Annotated in this window: 12 protein-coding genes and 1 tRNA gene; 4 read left to right on the top strand and 9 right to left on the bottom strand. The window is 67.8% G+C overall.

Annotated features, from left to right (window positions below):
- Positions 1–2 precede the first annotated feature (2 nt).
- Together cyoA and F0P95_RS09170 are read right to left on the bottom strand one after the other, a co-directional pair.
- Positions 3–1,043, bottom strand: coding sequence for a ubiquinol oxidase subunit II (gene cyoA, locus F0P95_RS09175; protein ID WP_182333836.1), 1,041 nt, complete (start codon positions 1,041–1,043; stop codon positions 3–5).
- Between the two features lie 280 nt (positions 1,044–1,323).
- Positions 1,324–4,230: an autotransporter outer membrane beta-barrel domain-containing protein gene (locus F0P95_RS09170; protein ID WP_182333833.1), complete on the bottom strand. Its 2,907-nt coding sequence runs from the start codon at positions 4,228–4,230 to the stop codon at positions 1,324–1,326.
- 148 nt (positions 4,231–4,378) lie between these two features.
- On the opposite strand from F0P95_RS09170, the gene F0P95_RS09165 reads away from it, so the two are divergent.
- Genes F0P95_RS09165 through F0P95_RS09155 form a run of 3 tightly spaced genes read left to right on the top strand, consistent with a single transcriptional unit; the run spans position 4,379 to position 8,753 of the window.
- Entirely contained in the window at positions 4,379–5,008 is a 630-nt protein-coding gene (locus tag F0P95_RS09165) for an RNA polymerase sigma factor (protein WP_182333831.1), read from the top strand.
- Positions 5,005–5,982, top strand: a complete 978-nt coding sequence (locus tag F0P95_RS09160) for a FecR family protein (RefSeq protein WP_182333829.1) — start codon at positions 5,005–5,007, stop codon at positions 5,980–5,982. The genes F0P95_RS09165 and F0P95_RS09160 overlap by 4 nt, the downstream gene beginning before the upstream one ends.
- 8 nt (positions 5,983–5,990) lie before the next feature.
- Entirely contained in the window at positions 5,991–8,753 is a 2,763-nt protein-coding gene (locus F0P95_RS09155; protein ID WP_182333827.1) for a TonB-dependent receptor, read from the top strand.
- A 250-nt stretch (positions 8,754–9,003) separates the two neighbouring features.
- Here the strand turns inward: F0P95_RS09155 and F0P95_RS09150 are convergent, their stop codons facing one another.
- From F0P95_RS09150 to murJ, 7 genes are all read right to left on the bottom strand, one after another.
- Positions 9,004–10,737 carry a reverse transcriptase domain-containing protein gene (locus F0P95_RS09150; RefSeq protein WP_182333825.1) on the bottom strand — a complete coding sequence of 578 codons (1,734 nt, stop codon included), beginning with the start codon at positions 10,735–10,737 and terminating at the stop codon, positions 9,004–9,006.
- 420 nt (positions 10,738–11,157) lie between these two features.
- A tRNA-Thr gene (locus F0P95_RS09145) sits at positions 11,158–11,233 on the bottom strand.
- 36 nt (positions 11,234–11,269) lie between these two features.
- Positions 11,270–12,220, bottom strand: coding sequence for a 4-hydroxy-3-methylbut-2-enyl diphosphate reductase (ispH, locus tag F0P95_RS09140; protein WP_182333823.1), 951 nt, complete (start codon positions 12,218–12,220; stop codon positions 11,270–11,272).
- Positions 12,221–12,279: 59 nt separating this feature from the next.
- The gene (lspA, locus tag F0P95_RS09135) at positions 12,280–12,792 is read right to left on the bottom strand and encodes a signal peptidase II (RefSeq protein ID WP_182333821.1); all 513 of its coding nucleotides are present in this window, start codon (positions 12,790–12,792) and stop codon (positions 12,280–12,282) included.
- 74 nt (positions 12,793–12,866) lie between these two features.
- Positions 12,867–15,698 carry an isoleucine--tRNA ligase gene (gene ileS / locus F0P95_RS09130; RefSeq protein WP_182333818.1) on the bottom strand — a complete coding sequence of 944 codons (2,832 nt, stop codon included), beginning with the start codon at positions 15,696–15,698 and terminating at the stop codon, positions 12,867–12,869.
- Between the two features lie 6 nt (positions 15,699–15,704).
- On the bottom strand, positions 15,705–16,760 hold the full coding sequence (locus F0P95_RS09125) for a bifunctional riboflavin kinase/FAD synthetase (protein WP_182333816.1): 1,056 nt from the start codon (positions 16,758–16,760) through the stop codon (positions 15,705–15,707).
- 82 nt (positions 16,761–16,842) lie between these two features.
- On the bottom strand, positions 16,843–18,435 hold the full coding sequence (murJ, locus tag F0P95_RS09120) for a murein biosynthesis integral membrane protein MurJ (RefSeq protein WP_182336897.1): 1,593 nt from the start codon (positions 18,433–18,435) through the stop codon (positions 16,843–16,845).
- Positions 18,436–18,550: 115 nt separating this feature from the next.
- Between murJ and rpsT the strand changes: the two genes are divergently transcribed.
- Complete coding sequence (gene rpsT, locus F0P95_RS09115; RefSeq protein WP_054664179.1) at positions 18,551–18,820, top strand: 30S ribosomal protein S20; 270 nt, start codon at positions 18,551–18,553, stop codon at positions 18,818–18,820.
- The last annotated feature ends 129 nt before the right edge of the window (positions 18,821–18,949 follow it).

The following is an 18,949-nucleotide window of genomic DNA, read 5'->3' as shown; positions in this document are numbered from 1 at the left end:
TGTCATTCTCCCGAGGCGCCGTGCCCGGCGTGGGCGGCGTGCTCGTCAGCGTTGTGTCCGGCGTCATCGGCGGCGTGCGGCCGGCTGTCGCCCGCGTCGTGGCCCTCATGGCCCTCATGGCCCGCGTGCGCGGCGGCGTCCTGCGGCACGGCCGCGTGGTCGTGCTTCTTCATGCCGAAGTGGTGGTTCTCGCCCATGTGGCGGGCCAGGATCCAGTCGAACAGGCCGGCTTCGGTGCGGCCGTAATAGGTCACCGGATACCAGTCGTGGTTCTTCTCGGCGCCCAGTTCGGTGAACGCGGCCTTGTCCAGCAGCCTGTCGCTGGCGCGGACCTTGTCCAGCCAGGCGCGGTACTGCTCGTCGCTCACCGCGTGCGCGGTGAAATGCATCTTGTTGAAGCCCGAGCCACTGTAGTGCGAGGCCATGCCCTCGAACGCGCCGGCCTCGTTGGCGATCAGGTGCAGCTTGGTCTGCATGCCCGCCATCGAATAGACCATGCTGCCCAGGCTCGGGATGAAGAACGCGCTCATCACCGTGTCGGAGGTGATCTTCAGGTTCAGCGGCGCATCGACCGGAAAGGTCAGCTCGTTGACCACGGCCACCTTCTCTTCCGGGTAGACGAACAGCCACTTCCAGTCCATCGAGATCGCCTCGACCACCACCGGGGCGTGCTCGGATTCGATCGGCCGGTACGGGTCCAGCGCGTGCGAGGAACGCCAGGTCAGCACCGCCAGCACCAGCACGATCATGCACGGGATCGACCACACCACCACTTCGATGGCGGTGGAATGCGACCACTTGGGCTCGTAGCGGGCCTTGGTGTTGGAGGCGCGGTACTTCCACGCGAACGCCAGGGTCATCACGATCACGGGGACGACGACCAGCAGCATCAGCACCGTGGCGGTGATCAGCAGGGTCTTCTCGTCCTGGCCGATCTGGCCTTTGGGGTTGAGGATGGCCGCGTCGCAGCCCGCCAGCAGCGCGGACAGGACAAGCAGCATGCCCGGACGCAGGCTGCGTCCAAGTGATTTCAACGGAATCATCGGTCGATCCAATTGCGAGGGGGGGCCTGGTCCGGCACTCCCTTGCACGCTTGCGCGAAACGACCACCCGGCGATGAACCGCCGGGGAAAACGTATACGGGACTGCCGGATTCAGCGCGGCAATTCTAGGCTTCGCCCATCACTTTAGAAAGGCATTGACAATGATCCAGCGCAGCTGGAGCCCGATTCAGCATGCGACATGTTGTCGCACCCACGCACAGGGCGTGCGTTCATGCCGCCTCCCGGTGGCCGGCGCCGGCCACCGGGGGGGCTTTGTGCATCAGAAGCGGTAACCGACGCCCAGCATGACCCCGTTCACGGTCTGGCCGTCGCGGCGTTCACCGACGTAGTCGAACATCACCGACAGGCGCTCGCTGGCACGGCTGCTGACGCCCAGGTTCCACGACAGCAGCTGCTCGCCCACGGCCTGGCTGGCCGCACCGAAGGTCAGGTCCGGCGCCGCGGCGAAGGCCGAGGTGAAGCGGGCCTGCGAATCGCCCAGCTCCTGCTGCCACAGCACGCGCGCGTGCGGGGTGATGCGCTCGCCGTTGCTGCCGTGGAAGCTCTTGAACAGCTGCAGGCCCGCGCCGACGCGCACGCTCTCCAGGCTGCCGCTGCGACCGGTCAGCGCGCCGACGGCCTGGCCTTCGTTGAAGCGGGCGTTGGACAGGCGGGTGTAGTCGACCACCGGCAGCAGCGGCTGCACCACGGTGCCACCGGCGGTGGTGAACGACAGGCCGTGCTCCAGGCGCGCCGACAGCGCGTCGCTGTCGTACTTGGCGCGCAGCGGGGCGTCCAGGCCCTCGATGCCGGCAATGCCGCGGCGGGTGTCGTGGCTCAGGTCGGTGTAGCGCACCGACGCTGCCACGTAGCCCTTGGCATAGGCCGCATCCAGGTAGCCGCCGATGTCCAGGGCACGGACGTCGCCGTGGAAATCCGAGCCGTCGCGGCCCTTGGCCGACATGTCGGCCGCGGCCACGCTCACGCCCAGCGCCACCTTGTCGTCGGCCACGCGGGTGTCGGCGCCGATCACGATGCCACCGATGTTCTGCTTCATCCCGGCAACATCGCCCTGCGCCTTGATCCGGCCCTGGGTGCTGAAGCCGCGGCCCCAGATACCGACGCCACGACGGCTGTCGCCGCCCTGCATGCCGCCCTCGCCTTCGCCATTGGCGGCCGGCTCGACCAGGTGCATGGCCAGCTGGCTGAACAGGCTGCTGCTGCCCATGCCCGGCTGCGCCGACGCCGCCTGCGCCGCACGCGCGGCCAGGCCATCGGCATCGCCACCGTTGCTGCGCATGTCGAACTGGTGGTGCTGGATGACGTTGCCGATGCTGTCGACCAGCGCGGCGTCAGCCAGCTGCAGGGTGGCGTGCGCGTCGCCGCGCAGCGCACCGGCCTGCTGCCGGATCACGTCGCGGTCGGAGAACTGCAGCGCGCCCAGCAGCGGCTTCATGCCGGCGCGACCGCTGTTGGCGGCCGCCGCCAGCGCGCGGCCCAGGCCATCGCCGGACTGCGTGTTGGCGAACAGCCCGGTCTGCTCGAAGCCGGTGTTGGCGGTCAGCCACAGGCCATCGGCGCTCTGGTGCACGTTGAAGCTGAGCAGCGAGTTGGCGCGCGGGCGGAACACCTCGCCGTCGACGATGCTGGCGCTGTAGGCGTCATCGCCCAGGCGCGCGACCTGCTGGAAGCCCTTGTAGGGACCGGCCATGTAGATCGGGCCGTCGATCAGCTCGCGGGTGTAGTCCGCGCCATAGAAGCCCTCGGCCACGTTCAGTGCCAGCTGCGCGCCCGGCGCCACGACCAGCGCGCCTTCGTTCATGCCGCCGTCGAAGAACCCGCCCACGCGCAGGCGGCCAGCCGCCGCGCCACCGGCCTCGGTCACGTCGAAGGCCACCAGCGAACCCGGCTGGATGTTGACGTAGCCGTGGGTGGTGAGGTCGCCGCCGCGCGGCATCAGCAGGCCGTTGATGACCACGCGGCTGAAGCCGTCCTCGCGCCACGACGGGCCGGTGATGCCGAGCATGGCATCCGAATCGATGGTCGCCGAGCCGATGTCGCCATGCCCGACCAGCGCGCCGTCACGCTGCACGCGCAGCTCGGTGGTGCGCAGGGCGCCGCCTTCCAGCACGATGGCGCCGCTGTCCACGCGCATCAGGTCGGCGCCGGTGGTGGCCGCGGTCCGCCATACCGCACCGTTGCCGATGCTGATCACGCCGGCCGAGTCGGCCAGGGCCGAGGCGTCGAGCTGGTCCAGGCGCAGCTTGGAGCCCAGCAGCGCCTGGATCCCCGGGTCGCTCAGGTAATCCTGGAGCGAGAACTGGCCGATGCCGTTGGGGCCGTTCTGCGCCAGGTTGTAGAGGGTGACGGCCAGGTTGATGTAGGTGGTGCCGTAGTCGGCATCGGTCCAGCGCGCGAAATCGTCGTCCACCAGCGCCTGCAGCAGCCTGCCGGTACGCAGGTAGCCGGGATTGATGTCGCCGGTCACGTTGGACGTCACCCGCAGGGTGTCGCCCGGGTTGTTGTAGTCGGCCGAGGTCATGATGTTGTTGTTGAACATGTCCTGGCCCGGGAAGGTCTCCTCCGCGCGGCCGGTACCGTCCGGATCGAAGCTGACCGAGTCGCCGCTGGTGCGCGCCGGGTCGGCGAACACCAGCAGTCCGTTGGGCTGGGTCACCTGGAACAGCGCCTTATACAGCAGTTCCTCGTCCATGCCGCCGCCGTAGTTGCCGGCGTAGATGCCGAACATGCGCGGCGACGGCCCGTAGGTCACGCGGCCGCCGGAGCTGGCGGCGTGGATCTGCACCGAGTCGACTTCGGTCGGCAGGTCACCGGCCATGTAACGCTCGACGCCACCGGACTGCATGATCGAGCAGGAGGAGATGCAGCGGCCGGAAACGATGGTGTTCAGCCCGGCGGTACGGATCACCGCCTGCAGCCATTCGCCGCTGATCAGCGCGCCGCCGTTGGACGTGCGCAGCACCACCTCGCGGAACGGCCGCCCTTCGGCCTCGGCCTTGGCCAGCATCGCCGGCAGCGCCACGATGTCGGCCAGGGTGACATCGCCGCTCAGGAAGATGCGGTCACCGTTGACGTGGACCGTCATCGCGTTCGCGTCTCCGGCCACGCCGAAGGCGGCGGTGGCCAGCAGTCCGGACAGCGCCATACTCAATACCGATCGTTTCATTCGCACTTCTCTCTCCATGGTTGCAGCGGTATCCCGCTCATCCCGCGCCTGCGGGACCACAGCAGAACGCGAGGGAGCGCCGATCACCCCCAGTCCCACCGCCCATCAATCCTGAACACGTTCACCAACGCACCCGGAATGCCCCCGGATGCTTCCCGTCGGCGCCGCGCTGCGTACACTCTCCGGCACACTTCGCTTCGGGATACTCCGACTGTCCGCTTCCCGTGCCCCGGTCGATGGCGTCACGCGCGCCCCTGCCGGCGATGGCTTCTCGCTGTTCCTGCGCACGCAGCGCGAGCCGCTGCGCGTCTTCCTGCGCGCACGCGGCGCCAGTGAGGAGGACGCCGAGGACATCGTGCAGGACTGCATGGAGCGGCTGATCCGCTACCGCGAGCATCCGCACGCAGAACTGAAACTGCTGCTGTACCGGATCGCGCGCAACCGCCTGGCCGACCGCGGCCGCTCGCCACACGCCGCGCCGCACCTGCCACTGGCCGAACAGGACCTGCCGAGCGAAGCGCCGTTCTCCACGCCCGGGCCGCTGCGCCAAGCCGAATCGGGACAGATGCTCAACGCCCTGCGCCAGGCGCTGCTGAAACTGCCCGAGCGCTGCCGCGAGGTCTACCTGCTCAACCGCATCACCGGCATGAGCTACAGCCAGATCGCCCGCCACCGCGGCATCACCGCCAAGACCGTGGAAAAGCACGTCGCGCGTGCGCTGCAGGGGCTGCGCCGGGAACTGGGGGCCGACGCGTTCGGCATGGGCGGGGACGAATGACCGGGCGCGATACACCGCCCCGCGACGCGCTGTTCGCCCGCGCCGCAGCCTGGGTGGCACGGCTGGACGCCGCCGACTGCACCCGCGCCGAACGCGCGGCCTTCGAGGAATGGCTGGCCGCCGACCCGGCGCGGGTGCGCGCCTGGGCCGAGGCCGAACGGCTGCACGCGTGCGCCGCGACGCTGCGCGATGACCCCTGGCTGCGCGCCGGCGCCCGCCACGTGGTCCGGCGGCCCCTGTACCGGAGGCCCCTGTTCGGGATGGCCGCGGCCGCCGCGCTGTGCCTGGCGGTGGGAACCGGCTGGGTACTGGCTACCGATGGCAACCCCACCCCGCATACCTACGTCAACAGCGGCTTCGCGCCCCAACGCCAGCAGCTCGAGGACGGCAGCGTCGTGGTACTCGACGCCCGCACCACCCTGACCGCGCGGTTCGGCTGGCGCCGGCGCGGCATCGAACTGCAGCAGGGCCGGATGCAACTGCAGGTGGCGCCGTCGCCGCGGGCGATGCGGGTGCAGGCGGGCAACAGCGTGCTGCGCGATATCGGCACCACCTTCCAGGTCGAACTGCTGGATGACGGGCGCATCGACATCGCCCTGCTCGACGGCGCCCTGGAAATCGACAGCCGCGGCACGCAGGGCATGCACGCCGCCCTGCGGCCGGGACAACAACTGCAGGTGCTGCCGTCGGGCCGCATCGAGCCGGCCCACCCGCTTCCGCAGCCGCAGGCCGAAGCCTGGCCACAGGGGCGGCTGCTGTTCGACGCCACGCCGTTGCCGGTGGTGATCGCCAGGATGAACCGCTACACCGCCACGCCGCTGGCCATCGGCGATCCGGCGCTGGCGCCGCTGGCCGTGAGCGGCACGTTCGCCGCCGGCGACCAGGCTGCGCTGCTGTCCGCGCTGGAACTGGGCTGGTCGGTCACCGCACGCGCGCGCGCCGACGGTACGCTCGAGCTGCGCGGCGTGCGCTGAGCACCACGATGGGCATGCTGATCGACCGCCTGCGCCCGACCCTGCTGTGTCTGGCATTGCTGGCGGCGTCGCCGGCCATGGCCGCGCCGTCAGGCAAGGCGGTGGACTACCAGGTCGCGCGCGGCCCGCTGGTACAGGCCCTGCGCGAATGGTCGCGGCAGGGCGACACCCCGTTGTTGTTCGACGCCCGCGAACTGGCCGGGCTGGACAGCGCCGGCGTCAACGGCACGCTGCCGCCCGCGGCCGCACTGGAACGGCTGCTGCAGGGGCTGCCGGTCAGGCTGGCGCGCTCGCCCGGGGGAATATTCACCGTGCGCCGCCAGCAGGCACCGCCCCGCCCCGCCCCCGGACCCACCGCTGCACCTGCGGCCGCGGCCGCGCCAGCGGTGACCGCACCGGACGTCGAACTGGCGCCGCTGCATGTCACCGGCAGCCGCCTGCCGCGCACGTCGCTGCAGGCCACGATGCAGGTGGAGGTGATCGAGCGCGAGGACATACGCCGCAGCGGCTACGGCTCGCTGTTCGACCTGCTGCGCCACCTGCCCGGCATGAACGGGCGGCCGCCGGTGGATGCCGCGCGCGACGGCGATTCGCCCTACCTGCCCGGTGGCGCCGCCGCGGCCACCAGCCTGGACGGCATGGGCCCGCGCGCCACCCTGTTCCTGGTCAACGGCCGGCGCCTGCCGCGCTACCCCATGGTGTCGCTGCAGCAGGGCGCCCTCACCGACCTGGGCGGGCTGCCGCTGAGCTTCGTCGAACGCATCGAACTGGTCCGTGGCGGCGCCTCGGCCATCTACGGCGCCGATGCCATGGCCGGCGTGGTCAACATCGTGCTGCGCGACCACGCCGACGGCCCCGAAGCCATGCTGCAGACCGGCACCAGCAACCAGGGCGACGGCGCCCAGTACCGGATGCAGGCCGCCACCGGCAATGGCGGTGCAGGCGACGACTGGTTCCTCGGCATCGACCTGCAGCAGACCGACCACGTCGCCGGCGACCGCCGCGCCTGGCACCGCGAACGGCAACGCTATCCGATCGGCCTGCTGACCCGCGACGGGTACTACCTGCCGGCCTACCTGTGCCCGTCGGGCATGCGCGAGGACAGCGGCTGCTGGTACGACAGTTCGCGCCCGCGCTCGCTGCAGCCAGCCTCCTCCTCCGCCGCCGCCTACGGCCATTGGCGGCACGACGCGGGCAACGGCCTGCACGCCCATGCCGAACTGCGCGCCAGCCTTGCCCGCCAGCGCTACGAACTGGGGCCGACGGCGGCGGCCCTGCGCCTGGCCGATGGCAGCCTGATCAACCATGTGTTCCAGGAAGGCGGCAGCGTGCGCCCGGCGATCCGCAGCCTCGAACTGGACCTTGCAGCCGGCATCGGCCGCGACCGCGGCGACGCCGGCTGGGAAGCGGGGCTGAGCCGGCAACGCAGCGAAACCACGCTGTCGACCGAGGGCGCGGTGCGTAGCGCGCGGCTGTTCGATGCCGTGGCGAACGGCTACATCCCGGGATTCACACCGCTGGACCCGGCCCTGGGCGAGCAGTTGTTCCCGCGCAGCCGCAACCGCGGCCGCACCGACCAGTGGCTGGGGTGGTGGGGCATGCGCCACGCCCTGGGCACGCTTGCAGGCGGTACCGCGCAACTGGCCACCGGCATCGACCTGCGCCACGAAACCTGGACCTCGCGCCCGGACCGGCTGCTCGAGGACGGCGAACTGGCGCTGGGCCTGCCCACCGACCGGCGCCGGCTTTCCAGCCAGAGCAATGCCGGCTATGTCGAACTGGGCCTGCCGCTGGCCGAACCGCTGCGCCTGGACCTGGCCGGCCGCCTGGACCACGATGCCGGCGAACTATCGTTCTCGCCCCGCGCCGGCCTGCGCTGGAATCCCTCGCCAGCCTGGTCGCTGCTGCTCTCCAGCGGCCGTGGCTACCGCGCGCCGAGCCTGTTCGAACGGCGCCGCCCGCCAGGCTACTTTGGCGCCGAAGCCATAGCGTGGTCGCCCGCGCTGCCGGCCTGCGCGCACCCCGCTGGCAACGCCTGCCTGGTGGACGTACAGGTGGTGGAGAACACCGGCGTGCGGGCCGAAACCTCGCGCAACCAGAGCCTGGGCGCCATCTGGAGCCCAACGCCCGCACTCAGCCTGTCGCTCACCCACAACCGCGTCGAACTGCGCAACGAGATCCTGGCCCTGCGCCCGGCCGATGCCGGCTGGAACGCGGATACCTGGCTGCTCGACGAACGCGGCCGGTTGCAGTCGCTGCGCCTGTATTTCGACAACATCGGGCGCACCGTGTCGCGCAACTGGGTGCTGCACGGCGACTACCTGCGCACCTCCGCCGCCGGCCAGTGGCGCCTGTCGCTGGACGCGGTCCACCAGCAGACGCTGCGCCGCCGCGAGCGCGCCGGCGGCCGCTGGATCGACCTGCGCGGCCACGCCACGCCCGGCACCGCGGCCAATGCCTCGCTGCACTGGCAGGGTGCGCGCTGGGGCAGTGCGCTGCATGCACGCTATGCCGCCAGCACCCGGGCCTGGCCGGCCGCCGGCAGCTGCCCCGCGGCGCAGCGCGGCAATGACCAGTGCAGCAACCCGGCGCAGCTGCGCTGGAACCTGCACCTGGATCGCCGCATCGGCACGCGCATGACCGCCGCGCTGGACGTCCTCAACCTGCTCGACACCCAGCCGGTGAACTACCTGCCCGGCAACGGCGGCCTGTCCGCAGGCCTGGACGATCCGCTGGGGCGCTATTTCCAGCTCACCCTGCAGTTCCACTGACCGCCGCCGGCCGGCACGCGCGGCAAAACAAAAGGCCAGGCGCGAACGCCTGGCCTCTGGTTCGATACTGGTGCCGGAAACAGGAGTCGAACCTGCGACCTACGCATTAAGAACCCAGCCGAGTGACCCACTAGCGAGCCGAGCAACTAACAACCGATCGGACAAGACCGACTCCGGCGGAGCGGACGGGCATGCACCGGTGCCACCGACGCGCTGTGCAAGGCCATCCTGATATTTGTTCAGAGCACCCCTAGGAATGTCCGGAAAAATACACTGCCTCGTCAATCATCTTTCTCAAGTGCGCAAGTGTAGGCAGGAAGCCAGAGAAGTCCATGTCGTTAAACGGCGATGCGCCAGCATTGACCATTGCAGCAAAGTCGGCCTTCGATAGCGTCAACGATTTGGCGGGATCCTTTGGGTCGAACACTCGGTCAGAGAGCACAAGAGCGGTCTTCTTGGGGTACTGCCGCCTCAAAGCTCCATTCGAGTGAATACCCTCAGCATCAAACTCATCCGAGAAGTACAGGCGTCTGCCCTCTGATGTGACCTTGGAGGAATCACTTCTCCTGTAAAGTGATTCGATGCAGTAATTCCCAGTTACGTGTTTTGGCCTAGAAAGGCATGCAGCAAAGACCATTCTTCCGAGTCGAACGTGCGAACCCTCGTTCAGTGAAATTTCCTTGAGGAAGCTCGGGTTGTCGTGGTCAAATATCCCAATGGTCAGCTCTTCGACGTCAACCTTATTGATCCGATGGAGCGTCTTGATCATGTCCTTATCACCGACATCTCCCTGGTAGTTGTGGAATCTCAGTGCCACATTAGAGAAATCGACCCGATCGGAACAGTGGCGCAATGCGGCCTCTAGATGTAGCAAGTCTGTTGGACCCTCCGCCATAATGCGGACCGGAAAGCTAGGATCCACCCTAGGAAGCATTGGCCGCAGTGTTGGGTATCCCCGATGCAGTGACGCGATATGTCTAGTGCCGGAGCGGGAGTCAATATAAGCCGCGAAACTAGCTTTTCCGCGGATCAGCTGATCCAGTGACTCTGTCACGCCCTTCCTTGATGCCTTAGGACGTATCCACGTATTGACGATCTCAGTAGCCTGCGCATCTTCCATCCTGCTGCGAAGATGAAGCAGTGTGCGGAGCTGTCGCTTCCACTGCCTCGGAACATTCACGTGCGAATTGACGATGAGGCCTGTGATCATTTGGCGAGAGTTGGACTTAGATAACTTAAACTTCTTCAAATTCAACTTGAAGCCATTCTTCTCAAAAATCCGGGATACTTCTGCTCCTGGCACGTCACCCAGCAAGTCATTTTGCTCGACCAAGGGGAACAAGTGCTTTCGCATGTTGGTAGAGAAGCAGACGTCATCGGCATAACGTGTGACCGTGATTCGATGCTTACGCGAAAACCCCGCGAGATCCAGATCCAGAGAGCGACAGATGATGTTTGATATGGCGGGAGAGGAAGGAGATCCCTGCGGTAATTCACCGTCTTTGCAGCAAAGTTGGGCCAGCATTGTTGCCACGTCCAGAGGCAGGCCAAATGGGGCTGCCGCAAACATGCCCCGCACCCTGCCAAAATTGATGCTGGGAAAGAATCCTTTGATATCCGCTGTAACGACGGTAGAACGTCGCCTATGTCTGTAGGCGTGATCAAAAATGCCACGACCTGGAATATAGCCTTTCGACAAGTTGCGCGGAGGCGAGATGTCATAAAGTACGCTCGCTATTTGCGTCTGAGCATACTTCAGGGCTTTACGCGGCGCTGATATCAGTCGAGATCCTCCATTTCTCTTTGGAATCAAGAAGTTCGTGTACTTCTTACTCGCGGGCAGCCGATACAGAATGTAGATCAGCGTTGACTCTTTGATGCCAATCCAGTTGGCAAGATCCGCCCTGCTTTTGATGGATCTAAACGCGATCGCGTTTGGCGAGAGCAATGAGGCCTTCTTGATAGGAGGTGGTGAGGCTGACATGGGCATCAACTTACCGCGTAATGTAACGTTAAGTGCGCAAAGTCCACATCGGGACAGCGACGACGCTCTTGGACCAGCAGGTCCGTTCAATGCCGACGAATGCATCGGCCAACAACATGTCCATGCCGCCTCACCAGCTCAGATGATAGTTCACTACAATCGCAGACGAAACAAAAACCAGCTCAGCGGTGACCCCGGGGATGCTCGATCAGTGAGGCAGTTAGGCGCTTCCATGTAAGTTGGAATGAAGCCAAGTTATCAACACAAACCCGCTCTATTCGCGTGGACGCGAACCATCCGCAAAGGACAGCATGGATGCCCACCAATGACCAGCCTGCAGCGAATCGCTCACCAACCAACGAGCTCCGACATCCGCCCAAAACAAAAAAGCCCCGACTTGGGCCGGGGCTTTTCAACAACTGGTGCCGGAAACAGGAGTCGAACCTGCGACCTACGCATTACGAATGCGCCGCTCTACCAACTGAGCTATTCCGGCGGAGCCGCCAATTGTAGGGGCTGGCCGGCGATGTGGTCAATCGACCAGGCGCAGGCGCAGTTCCTTGGGCAGCGCGAACACCATCGACTCCGGCTCGCCGGCCAGTTCGGCGACGCCGCCGGCACCGAGTTCGCGCAGGCGCTCGATCACGCCATCGACCAGCACCTGCGGCGCCGAGGCGCCGGCGGTCAGGCCGACGCGCTGCTTGCCGGCCACCCACTGCGGGTTGATCTCGTGCGCGCCGTCGATCAGGTACGACTCCACGCCCTCGCGGCGGGCCAGTTCGGCCAGGCGGTTGGAGTTGGAACTGTTCGGCGAACCGACCACCAGCACCAGGTCGCACTGCTGCGCCAGTTCGCGCACCGCGTCCTGGCGGTTCTGCGTGGCGTAGCAGATGTCGTCGTTCTTCGGCCCCTGGATGGCGGGGAACTTGGCCCGCAGCGCGGCGATCACGCTGCGGGTGTCGTCCACCGACAGCGTGGTCTGGGTGGTGTAGGCCAGGTTCTCGGGCTGGCCGACGCGCAGCGCGGCGACATCGTCCTCGTCCTCGACCAGGTAGATGGCACCGGCGCCCTCTTCACTGCGCCACTGCCCCATCGTGCCCTCGACCTCGGGGTGGCCCTCGTGGCCGATCAGCACCACGTCGCGACCCGCGCGGCAATGGCGCGCGACCTCGAAATGCACCTTGGTCACCAGCGGGCAGGTCGCGTCGAACACCTTGAGCCCGCGCCGCCCGGCCTCGTCGCGCACCGCCTGCGACACGCCGTGGGCGCTGAAGATCACCGTGTTGCCGTCCGGCACCTCGTGCAGCTCCTCGACGAAGATCGCGCCGCGCTGCTTCAGGTCGTCGACCACGAAGCGGTTGTGCACGACTTCGTGGCGCACGTAGATGGGGGCGCCCAGCGTCTCGATCGCGCGCTTGACGATCTCGATGGCGCGGTCGACGCCGGCACAGAAGCCGCGGGGGTTGGCAAGCAATACGTCCATGCGGCGATTCTAATGGCGACGGCGGGAAATAAGGGGAACGGGACCGAAACCGTGCCGCGTCATCCCGCCTTCCCGGGCCCGCGCCTGCGCCCCTCGAACAGCCCGGACAGGGCGATGCCGATGGCGCCGGCCACGATCGCCGAATCGGCGATGTTGAACGACGGCCAGTAGTGGTCGCCGACGTACCACTGGATGAAGTCCACCACGTGGCCGTGGACCTGGCGGTCGATGACGTTGCCGATGGCGCCGCCGATCACCAGCGCGTACGGCAGCGCCGCGCGCCAGTTGCCGCGCGCGGTGCGCGACAGCCAGAACGCCATCAAACCGCTGATGCCCAGCGCCAGCGCGGTGAAGAACCACAGCTGCCAGCCGCCGGCGTCGCTGAGGAAGCTGAATGCCGCGCCGGTGTTGTAGGTGCGGTACCAGTTCCAGAAGCCGTCGATCACCGGCACCGGCGTGAACTCGGGCAGGCTGGCCAGCACCCAGGCCTTGCTCCACTGGTCCAGGCCGATGACCGCCACCGACACCAGCAGCCAGATCAATGCGTTGGGTTTGACAGCCTTTGCTTGCATGTAATGCGCCTGTAGTGGAGTGCCATGGAACGGAGGTGCGCCATCGCGCCCATCCGTTCCGGGTAACGCGCGGGTCAGAACCAGCGGCGGTCTTCGCCGGCGCCATCGATGTTGCCGACGCAGCGGCCGCACAGCTCCGGGTGCGCGGGATCGCCGCCGACGTCGCCGCGATGGTGCCAGCAGCGCACGCACTTGGCCTTCTCGGTCGGCTGGGCGCTGACGAACACCTCGTCGGTGGTCGCCGGGCGCACGCTCACGTCGCCGCTGATGAACAGGAAACGCAGTTCATCGGCCAGCGGCTGCCAGCGCACCGCCTGTTCCTGGCTGGCGGCCACGGTGATCTCGGCCTCCAGCGCGGCACCGATGGCGCCATTGGCGCGCATCGGCTCCAGCACCTTGGCCACCTGCTCGCGCAGGGCCAGCAGTTGCTCGAAGTCGGCGGCGGACAACTGCGCGTCGGCCGGCAGCGGCGCCAGGCCGTCGTACCAGGTGGTGAACAGCACGTTGCCGGCATGCTCGCCCGGCAGGTAGCCCCACAGTTCGTCGGCGGTGAAGGTCAGGATCGGCGCGACCCAGCGCACGAACGCCTCGGCGATGCGGTACATCGCGCTCTGCGCCGAACGGCGGCCGCGCGAATCGGCCGGCATCGTGTACAGGCGGTCCTTGGTCACGTCCAGGTACAGCGAGCCCAGGTCGACGCTGCAGAAGTTCAGCAGCAGCTGCACGATCTCGGCCATGTTGTAGCTGGCGTAGGCGGCCTTGATCTTCTCCTGCAGCTCGAACGCGCGGTGCACGATCCAGCGGTCCAGCGCCACCATGTCCTCCAGCGGGCGCAGGTGCAGGGACGGATCGAAGCCGTCGAGGTTGCCGAGCAGGAAGCGCGCGGTGTTGCGCAGGCGCCGGTAGGCGTCGGCATTGCGCTTGAGGATTTCCTGCGACAGCGACATCTCGTTGCTGTAGTCGGCCGAGGCGATCCACAGGCGCAGGATGTCCGCGCCCAGGGTGCGCATGATTTCCTGCGGCTCGATGCCGTTGCCCAGCGACTTGGACATCTTGCGGCCGTGCTCGTCCACGGTGAAGCCGTGGGTCAGGCACTGGCGGTACGGGGCATGCCGGTCGATGGCCACGCCGGTCAGCAGCGAGGACTGGAACCAGCCGCGATGCTGGTCCGAGCCTTCCAGGTACAGGTCGGCCGGCTTGCCGAAGCCGCGCGCCAGCAGCACGCCCTCGTGGGTGACGCCCGAGTCGAACCAGACATCGAGGATGTCGGTGACCTTTTCGTACCGCGCGGCCTCGTCGCCGAGCAGCTCGGCCGGGTCCAGCGAATACCACACGTCGATGCCGCCTTCCTGCACGCGATCGGCCACCTGCTGCATCAGTTCGACGGTGCGCGGGTGCGGCAGTCCGGTTTCGCGGTGGGTGAACAGCGCGATCGGCACGCCCCAGGTGCGCTGGCGGCTGATGCACCAGTCCGGGCGGCCATCGACCATGCTGGCGATGCGCGCCTTGCCCCAGGCCGGGAACCAGCCGACGTTGTCGATGGCGGCCATCGCATCGGCGCGCAGCCCGGCCTTGTCCATCGAGATGAACCACTGCGGGGTGGCGCGGAACACCACCGGCGTCTTGTGGCGCCAGCAGTGCGGGTAGCTGTGCTGGATCTCGGCGAACGCCAGCAGCGCGCCATTGCCGCGCAGCACGTCGACGATCAGCGGCTGCGCCTTCCACAGGTGCATGCCGGCCAGCGCCACGTCGCCGGCCGGCGGCGTGGACGGCAGGTAGACGCCGCGGCCGTCGACCGGGTTGATCTGGCCGGCGGTGTACGCATCCATCACCCCGTACTGCTGGCTGACCGCGAAATCCTCCTGGCCGTGGCCGGGCGCGGTATGCACCGCGCCGGTGCCGTCGGCGTCGGACACGTGCTCGCCGTTGAGCAGCGGGATGTCGCGGTCGGCGTAGAACGGGTGCGCCAGCAGCTGGTTCTCCAGCGCTGCGCCTTTGGCATGGCCGTGCACGACCATCCCGGCCACGCCATAGCGGGCCAGCGACCGCTCGGCCAGCGCCGCGGCCAGGACCAGCCAGCGCGGCCGGCCGTCACGGGCCGGGCCTTCGACCAGCGCGTACTCGATGTCCGCGCCCAGCGACACCGCCAGCGAGGCCGGCAGGGTCCACGGGGTGGTGGTCCAGATCGGCACCGCCACTTCCACGCCGGCCGGCAGCTCGACCCCGAAGCGGGCCGCCAATGCCCTGGAATCGCGTGCGGCGTAGGCCACGTCGATCGCCGGCGAGGTCTTGTCCTGGTATTCGATCTCGGCCTCGGCCAGCGCCGAGCCGCAGTCGAAGCACCAGTGCACCGGCTTGGCGCCGCGCACCAGGTGCCCGTTGGCGACGATCTTGGCCAGCGCGCGGATCTCGTTGGCCTCGAAGTCGAAGCTCAGCGTCTTGTACGGGTTGTCCCAGTCGCCGATCACGCCCAGGCGCTTGAAATCGGCGCGCTGCAGGTTGATCTGCTCCTCGGCGTACTCGCGGCACTTCTGGCGGAACTGCTCGGCATCGAGCTTGGTACCGACCTTGCCCCACTTCTTCTCGACCGCGATCTCGATCGGCAGGCCATGGCAGTCCCAGCCCGGCACGTAGGGCGCGTCGTAGCCGTCCAGGTAGCGCGACTTGACGATGATGTCCTTGAGGATCTTGTTGACCGCATGGCCCAGGTGGATCTGGCCGTTGGCATACGGCGGGCCGTCGTGCAGCACGAACAGCGGCCGCCCCTGGGCGTTCTCGCGAAGCTGCGCGTAGATGCCCTGCTCTTCCCAGCGCGCCAGGATGCCCGGCTCGCGCTTGGGCAGGTCGCCGCGCATCGGGAATTCCGTTGCCGGCAGGTGGAGGGTAGCTTTGTAGTCTTGGGTCACGGGTACTTACCCTTGCGCGGCTGTTATTGAAGAGTCCGCACAGGGATGTGCGGGCTGTTGCGAGGGACTCGCATTTCCGGCGTCCGCACAGGGATGTGCGGGCTGTTGCGAGGGACTCGCATGTTCGTTGAGGAGGGTGCGCGCCTGTTCGGCATCGCGGTGCATCTGCGCGGTCAACGCCGGCAGATCGTTGAACTTCTCTTCGTCACGCAGTTTGGCGACGAATTCGACCTCGATGTGGCGGCCGTACAGGTCGCCCTGGAAATCGAACAGGTGGGCTTCCAGCAACGGCTCCACGCCCTGCACGGTCGGGCGCGTGCCGAAGCTGGACACCGACGGCCACGGCCCGCCGCGCCCGGAATCGCCGGACACGCCGTGCACCCAGGTGGCGTAGATCCCTGAAAGTGCGGGCGTCCGCGGGAAACGCAAGTTGGCGGTCGGGAAGCCCAGGGTGCGCCCGAGCTGCTGCCCGCGCACCACCCGGCCACCGATCGCATACGGACGGCCCAGCAGGTCGGCGGCATGCTCGAATTCGCCGGCCACCAGCAGCTCGCGGATGCGGGTACTGGAAATGCGCTCGCCGTTCAGGTGCACCGGCGCGATCTCGCCGGCAACGAAGCCCAGCTCGGCGCCCATGGCCTGCAGCAGCGCCAGGTCGCCACCGCGGCGGTGGCCGAAGTGGAACCTGGGACCGATCCATACCTCGCGCGCGCCCAGCCGGCGCACCAGCATGTCGCGCACGAAATCCTCGGCGGTGATGGCCGCCATCTTCGCGTCGAAGCGCAGCAGGCCGACGCTGTCGATGCCCAGCCCGCGCAGCGTGGCCACCTTGTCGCGGGCCAGCATCAGCCGCGGCGGCGGGGTGTCGCGGGCGAAGAACTCGCGCGGCAGCGGCTCGAAGGCCAGCGCCACCGCCGGCACGCCGAGCGCGCGCGCGCGCTCGGCCGCGTGGCGCACCAGCGCCCGGTGACCCCTGTGCAGGCCATCGAAGGCACCAATGCAGACCACGCTTCCCTGCGGGAACAACACCCCGCCTTCGACGTCTCTAAACAGCCTGCTCATTCAAACCCGGATCCGGCCCTTGCGGGCCGGCGCTTTGCCATGTGTAGCCGGGAAGTATAGCGGCGGCGCGGGCACGGCCGCCTCACTGCCCGCGCAGGTCGCGCGGGCGGAAGCCCATGGCGAGCATCGCCAGCAGGTAGGTCAGGCCACCGCCGCCGACCAGCAGCGCCAGGCCGCCGATGCGCTGCCACTTGTCCATGCCGCCGAAGCCCGGCAGCCAGTGCAGCAGCGCCAGCAGCACCGCGCTCATGGCCATGCAGGCCAGCACCAGCCGCAGCACGTAACCGCCCCACCCCGGGCGCCGCCGGTAAACCCCGGTCCTGCCCAGCCAGTACCAGAGCAGCGCCAGGTTCAGGTAGCTGGACAGCGCACTGGCGATGCCCAGCGCCAGGTGCAGGCCCGGCTGCGCCGCCAGCGCCGCCATCACGCCCTGCGCCTTCAGCACTTCGGGCACCATCACCTGGTACAGCACCGCCAGCAGGATGAAGTTGAACACCATGTTGGCCACCAGCGCGGCCACGCCGGCGCGTACCGGGGTCTTGGTGTCCTGCCGCGAATAGAACGCCGGCAGCACCACCTTCAGCAGCGCGAACGCCGGCAGGCCGAAGCTCAGGCCGTAGACCGACAGCGCGGTCATGCGGGTGTCGAAGTCGGTGAACTCGCGGTACTGGAACAGGGTGGCGATCAGCGGCTGGGCGAGCAGCAGCAGGCCGAGCATGGCCGGCACCGCGATCAGCAGGGTCATGCGCAGGCCCCAGTCCAGCGCGTTGGAGAAGCCCTCGCCGTCGGTCTTGACGTGGTGCCGGGCCAGCGCCGGCAGGATCACCGTGCCCAGCGCCACGCCGAACACCCCCAGCGGCAGCTCCAGGAAACGGTCGGCCAGCGACAGCCAGGACTGCGAGCCGTCGCTGAGCCGGGCCGCGATCACCGTGTCCAGCATCAGGTTGATCTGCGCCACCGAGGAACCGAACAGGGTCGGCACCATCAGGGTCAGCACCCTGCGCACGTCGGGATGGTTCCAGCCCCAGCGCGGCAGGGTCAGCAGGTCGATGCCCTTCAGCGACGGCAACTGGAACAGCAACTGCAGCACGCCGGCCGCCAGCACCGCCCAGCCCAGCGCCAGGATCGGCACCTCCAGCCGCGGCGCCAGCCACAGCGCGCCGGCGATCATGCACAGGTTGAGGATCACCGGGGTCAGCGCCGGCATCGCGAACTTCTGGAAGCTGTTCAGCGCCCCGCCGGCCAGCGCGGTCAGCGACACGAACAGCAGGAACGGGAAGGTCAGCCGCAGCAGGTCCACCAGCAGGCCATACTTGACCGGGTCGGCGGCATCGGCGTCGGCGAACAGCCAGGCGATCTGCGGGGTGAAGATCAGGCCCAGCGCGGTCAGCACCAGCAGGACCCCGCCCAGGGTGCCGGACACCCGCGCCATGAGCTCGCGCAGGTCGGCGTGCGGGCGGGTCTCCTTCACTTCGGTGAACACCGGCACGAAAGCGGTGGCGAACGAGCCCTCGGCGAACAGCCGGCGCAGGAAGTTGGGCACGCGGAACGCCACCCAGAACGCATCCGTCGTGGCATTGGCGCCGAAGGTGATGGAAATCGCCTGGTCGCGGACGAGTCCCAGCACCCGCGAGATCATCGTCATGCTGCTGAACGACAGCAGCCCCCGCAACATGCGCGGTGAACTCACCCACGGCCCCCTTGACAACTTGACTTGACGTTCATTCGGCCAACCATCATACTTGCGTGCTTGCTGTTCCCACCATACCGATTTTCAGGAAACCACCACCGTGGCCAATATCAAGTCCGCCAAGAAGCGCGCCAAGCAGACCGTTGTGCGCAACGCGCGTAACACGGCTCAGCGTTCGATGCTGCGCACCGCCGTCAAGAAGGTGATCAAGGCTCTGGATGCCAATGACGCCGCCGGCGCCGAGGCTGCCTTTGCTGTCGCCCAGCCGATTCTCGACCGTTTCAGCGCCCGTGGCCTGATCCACAAGAACAAGGCCGCCCGTCACAAGAGCCGCCTGACCGCCCGCATCAAGGCCCTCAAGGCCGCCTGATCGGCGCGATCACCGGGAGCCGCCTGGCCCCCGATGCGAAAAACCCGGCCGCGGCCGGGTTTTTTGTGCCCGCCCTCCAGGCTGGCCACCCTTCAAACCATCGGCAGGCGATGCCGGAAACCGCTCCCG

Origin of the sequence: Stenotrophomonas acidaminiphila, assembly GCF_014109845.1 — a bacterium.
GTDB lineage: Bacteria > Pseudomonadota > Gammaproteobacteria > Xanthomonadales > Xanthomonadaceae > Stenotrophomonas > Stenotrophomonas acidaminiphila.
The sequence above is the reverse complement of the archived record's forward strand: the minus strand, read 5'-3'. Positions and strand labels throughout refer to the sequence as shown.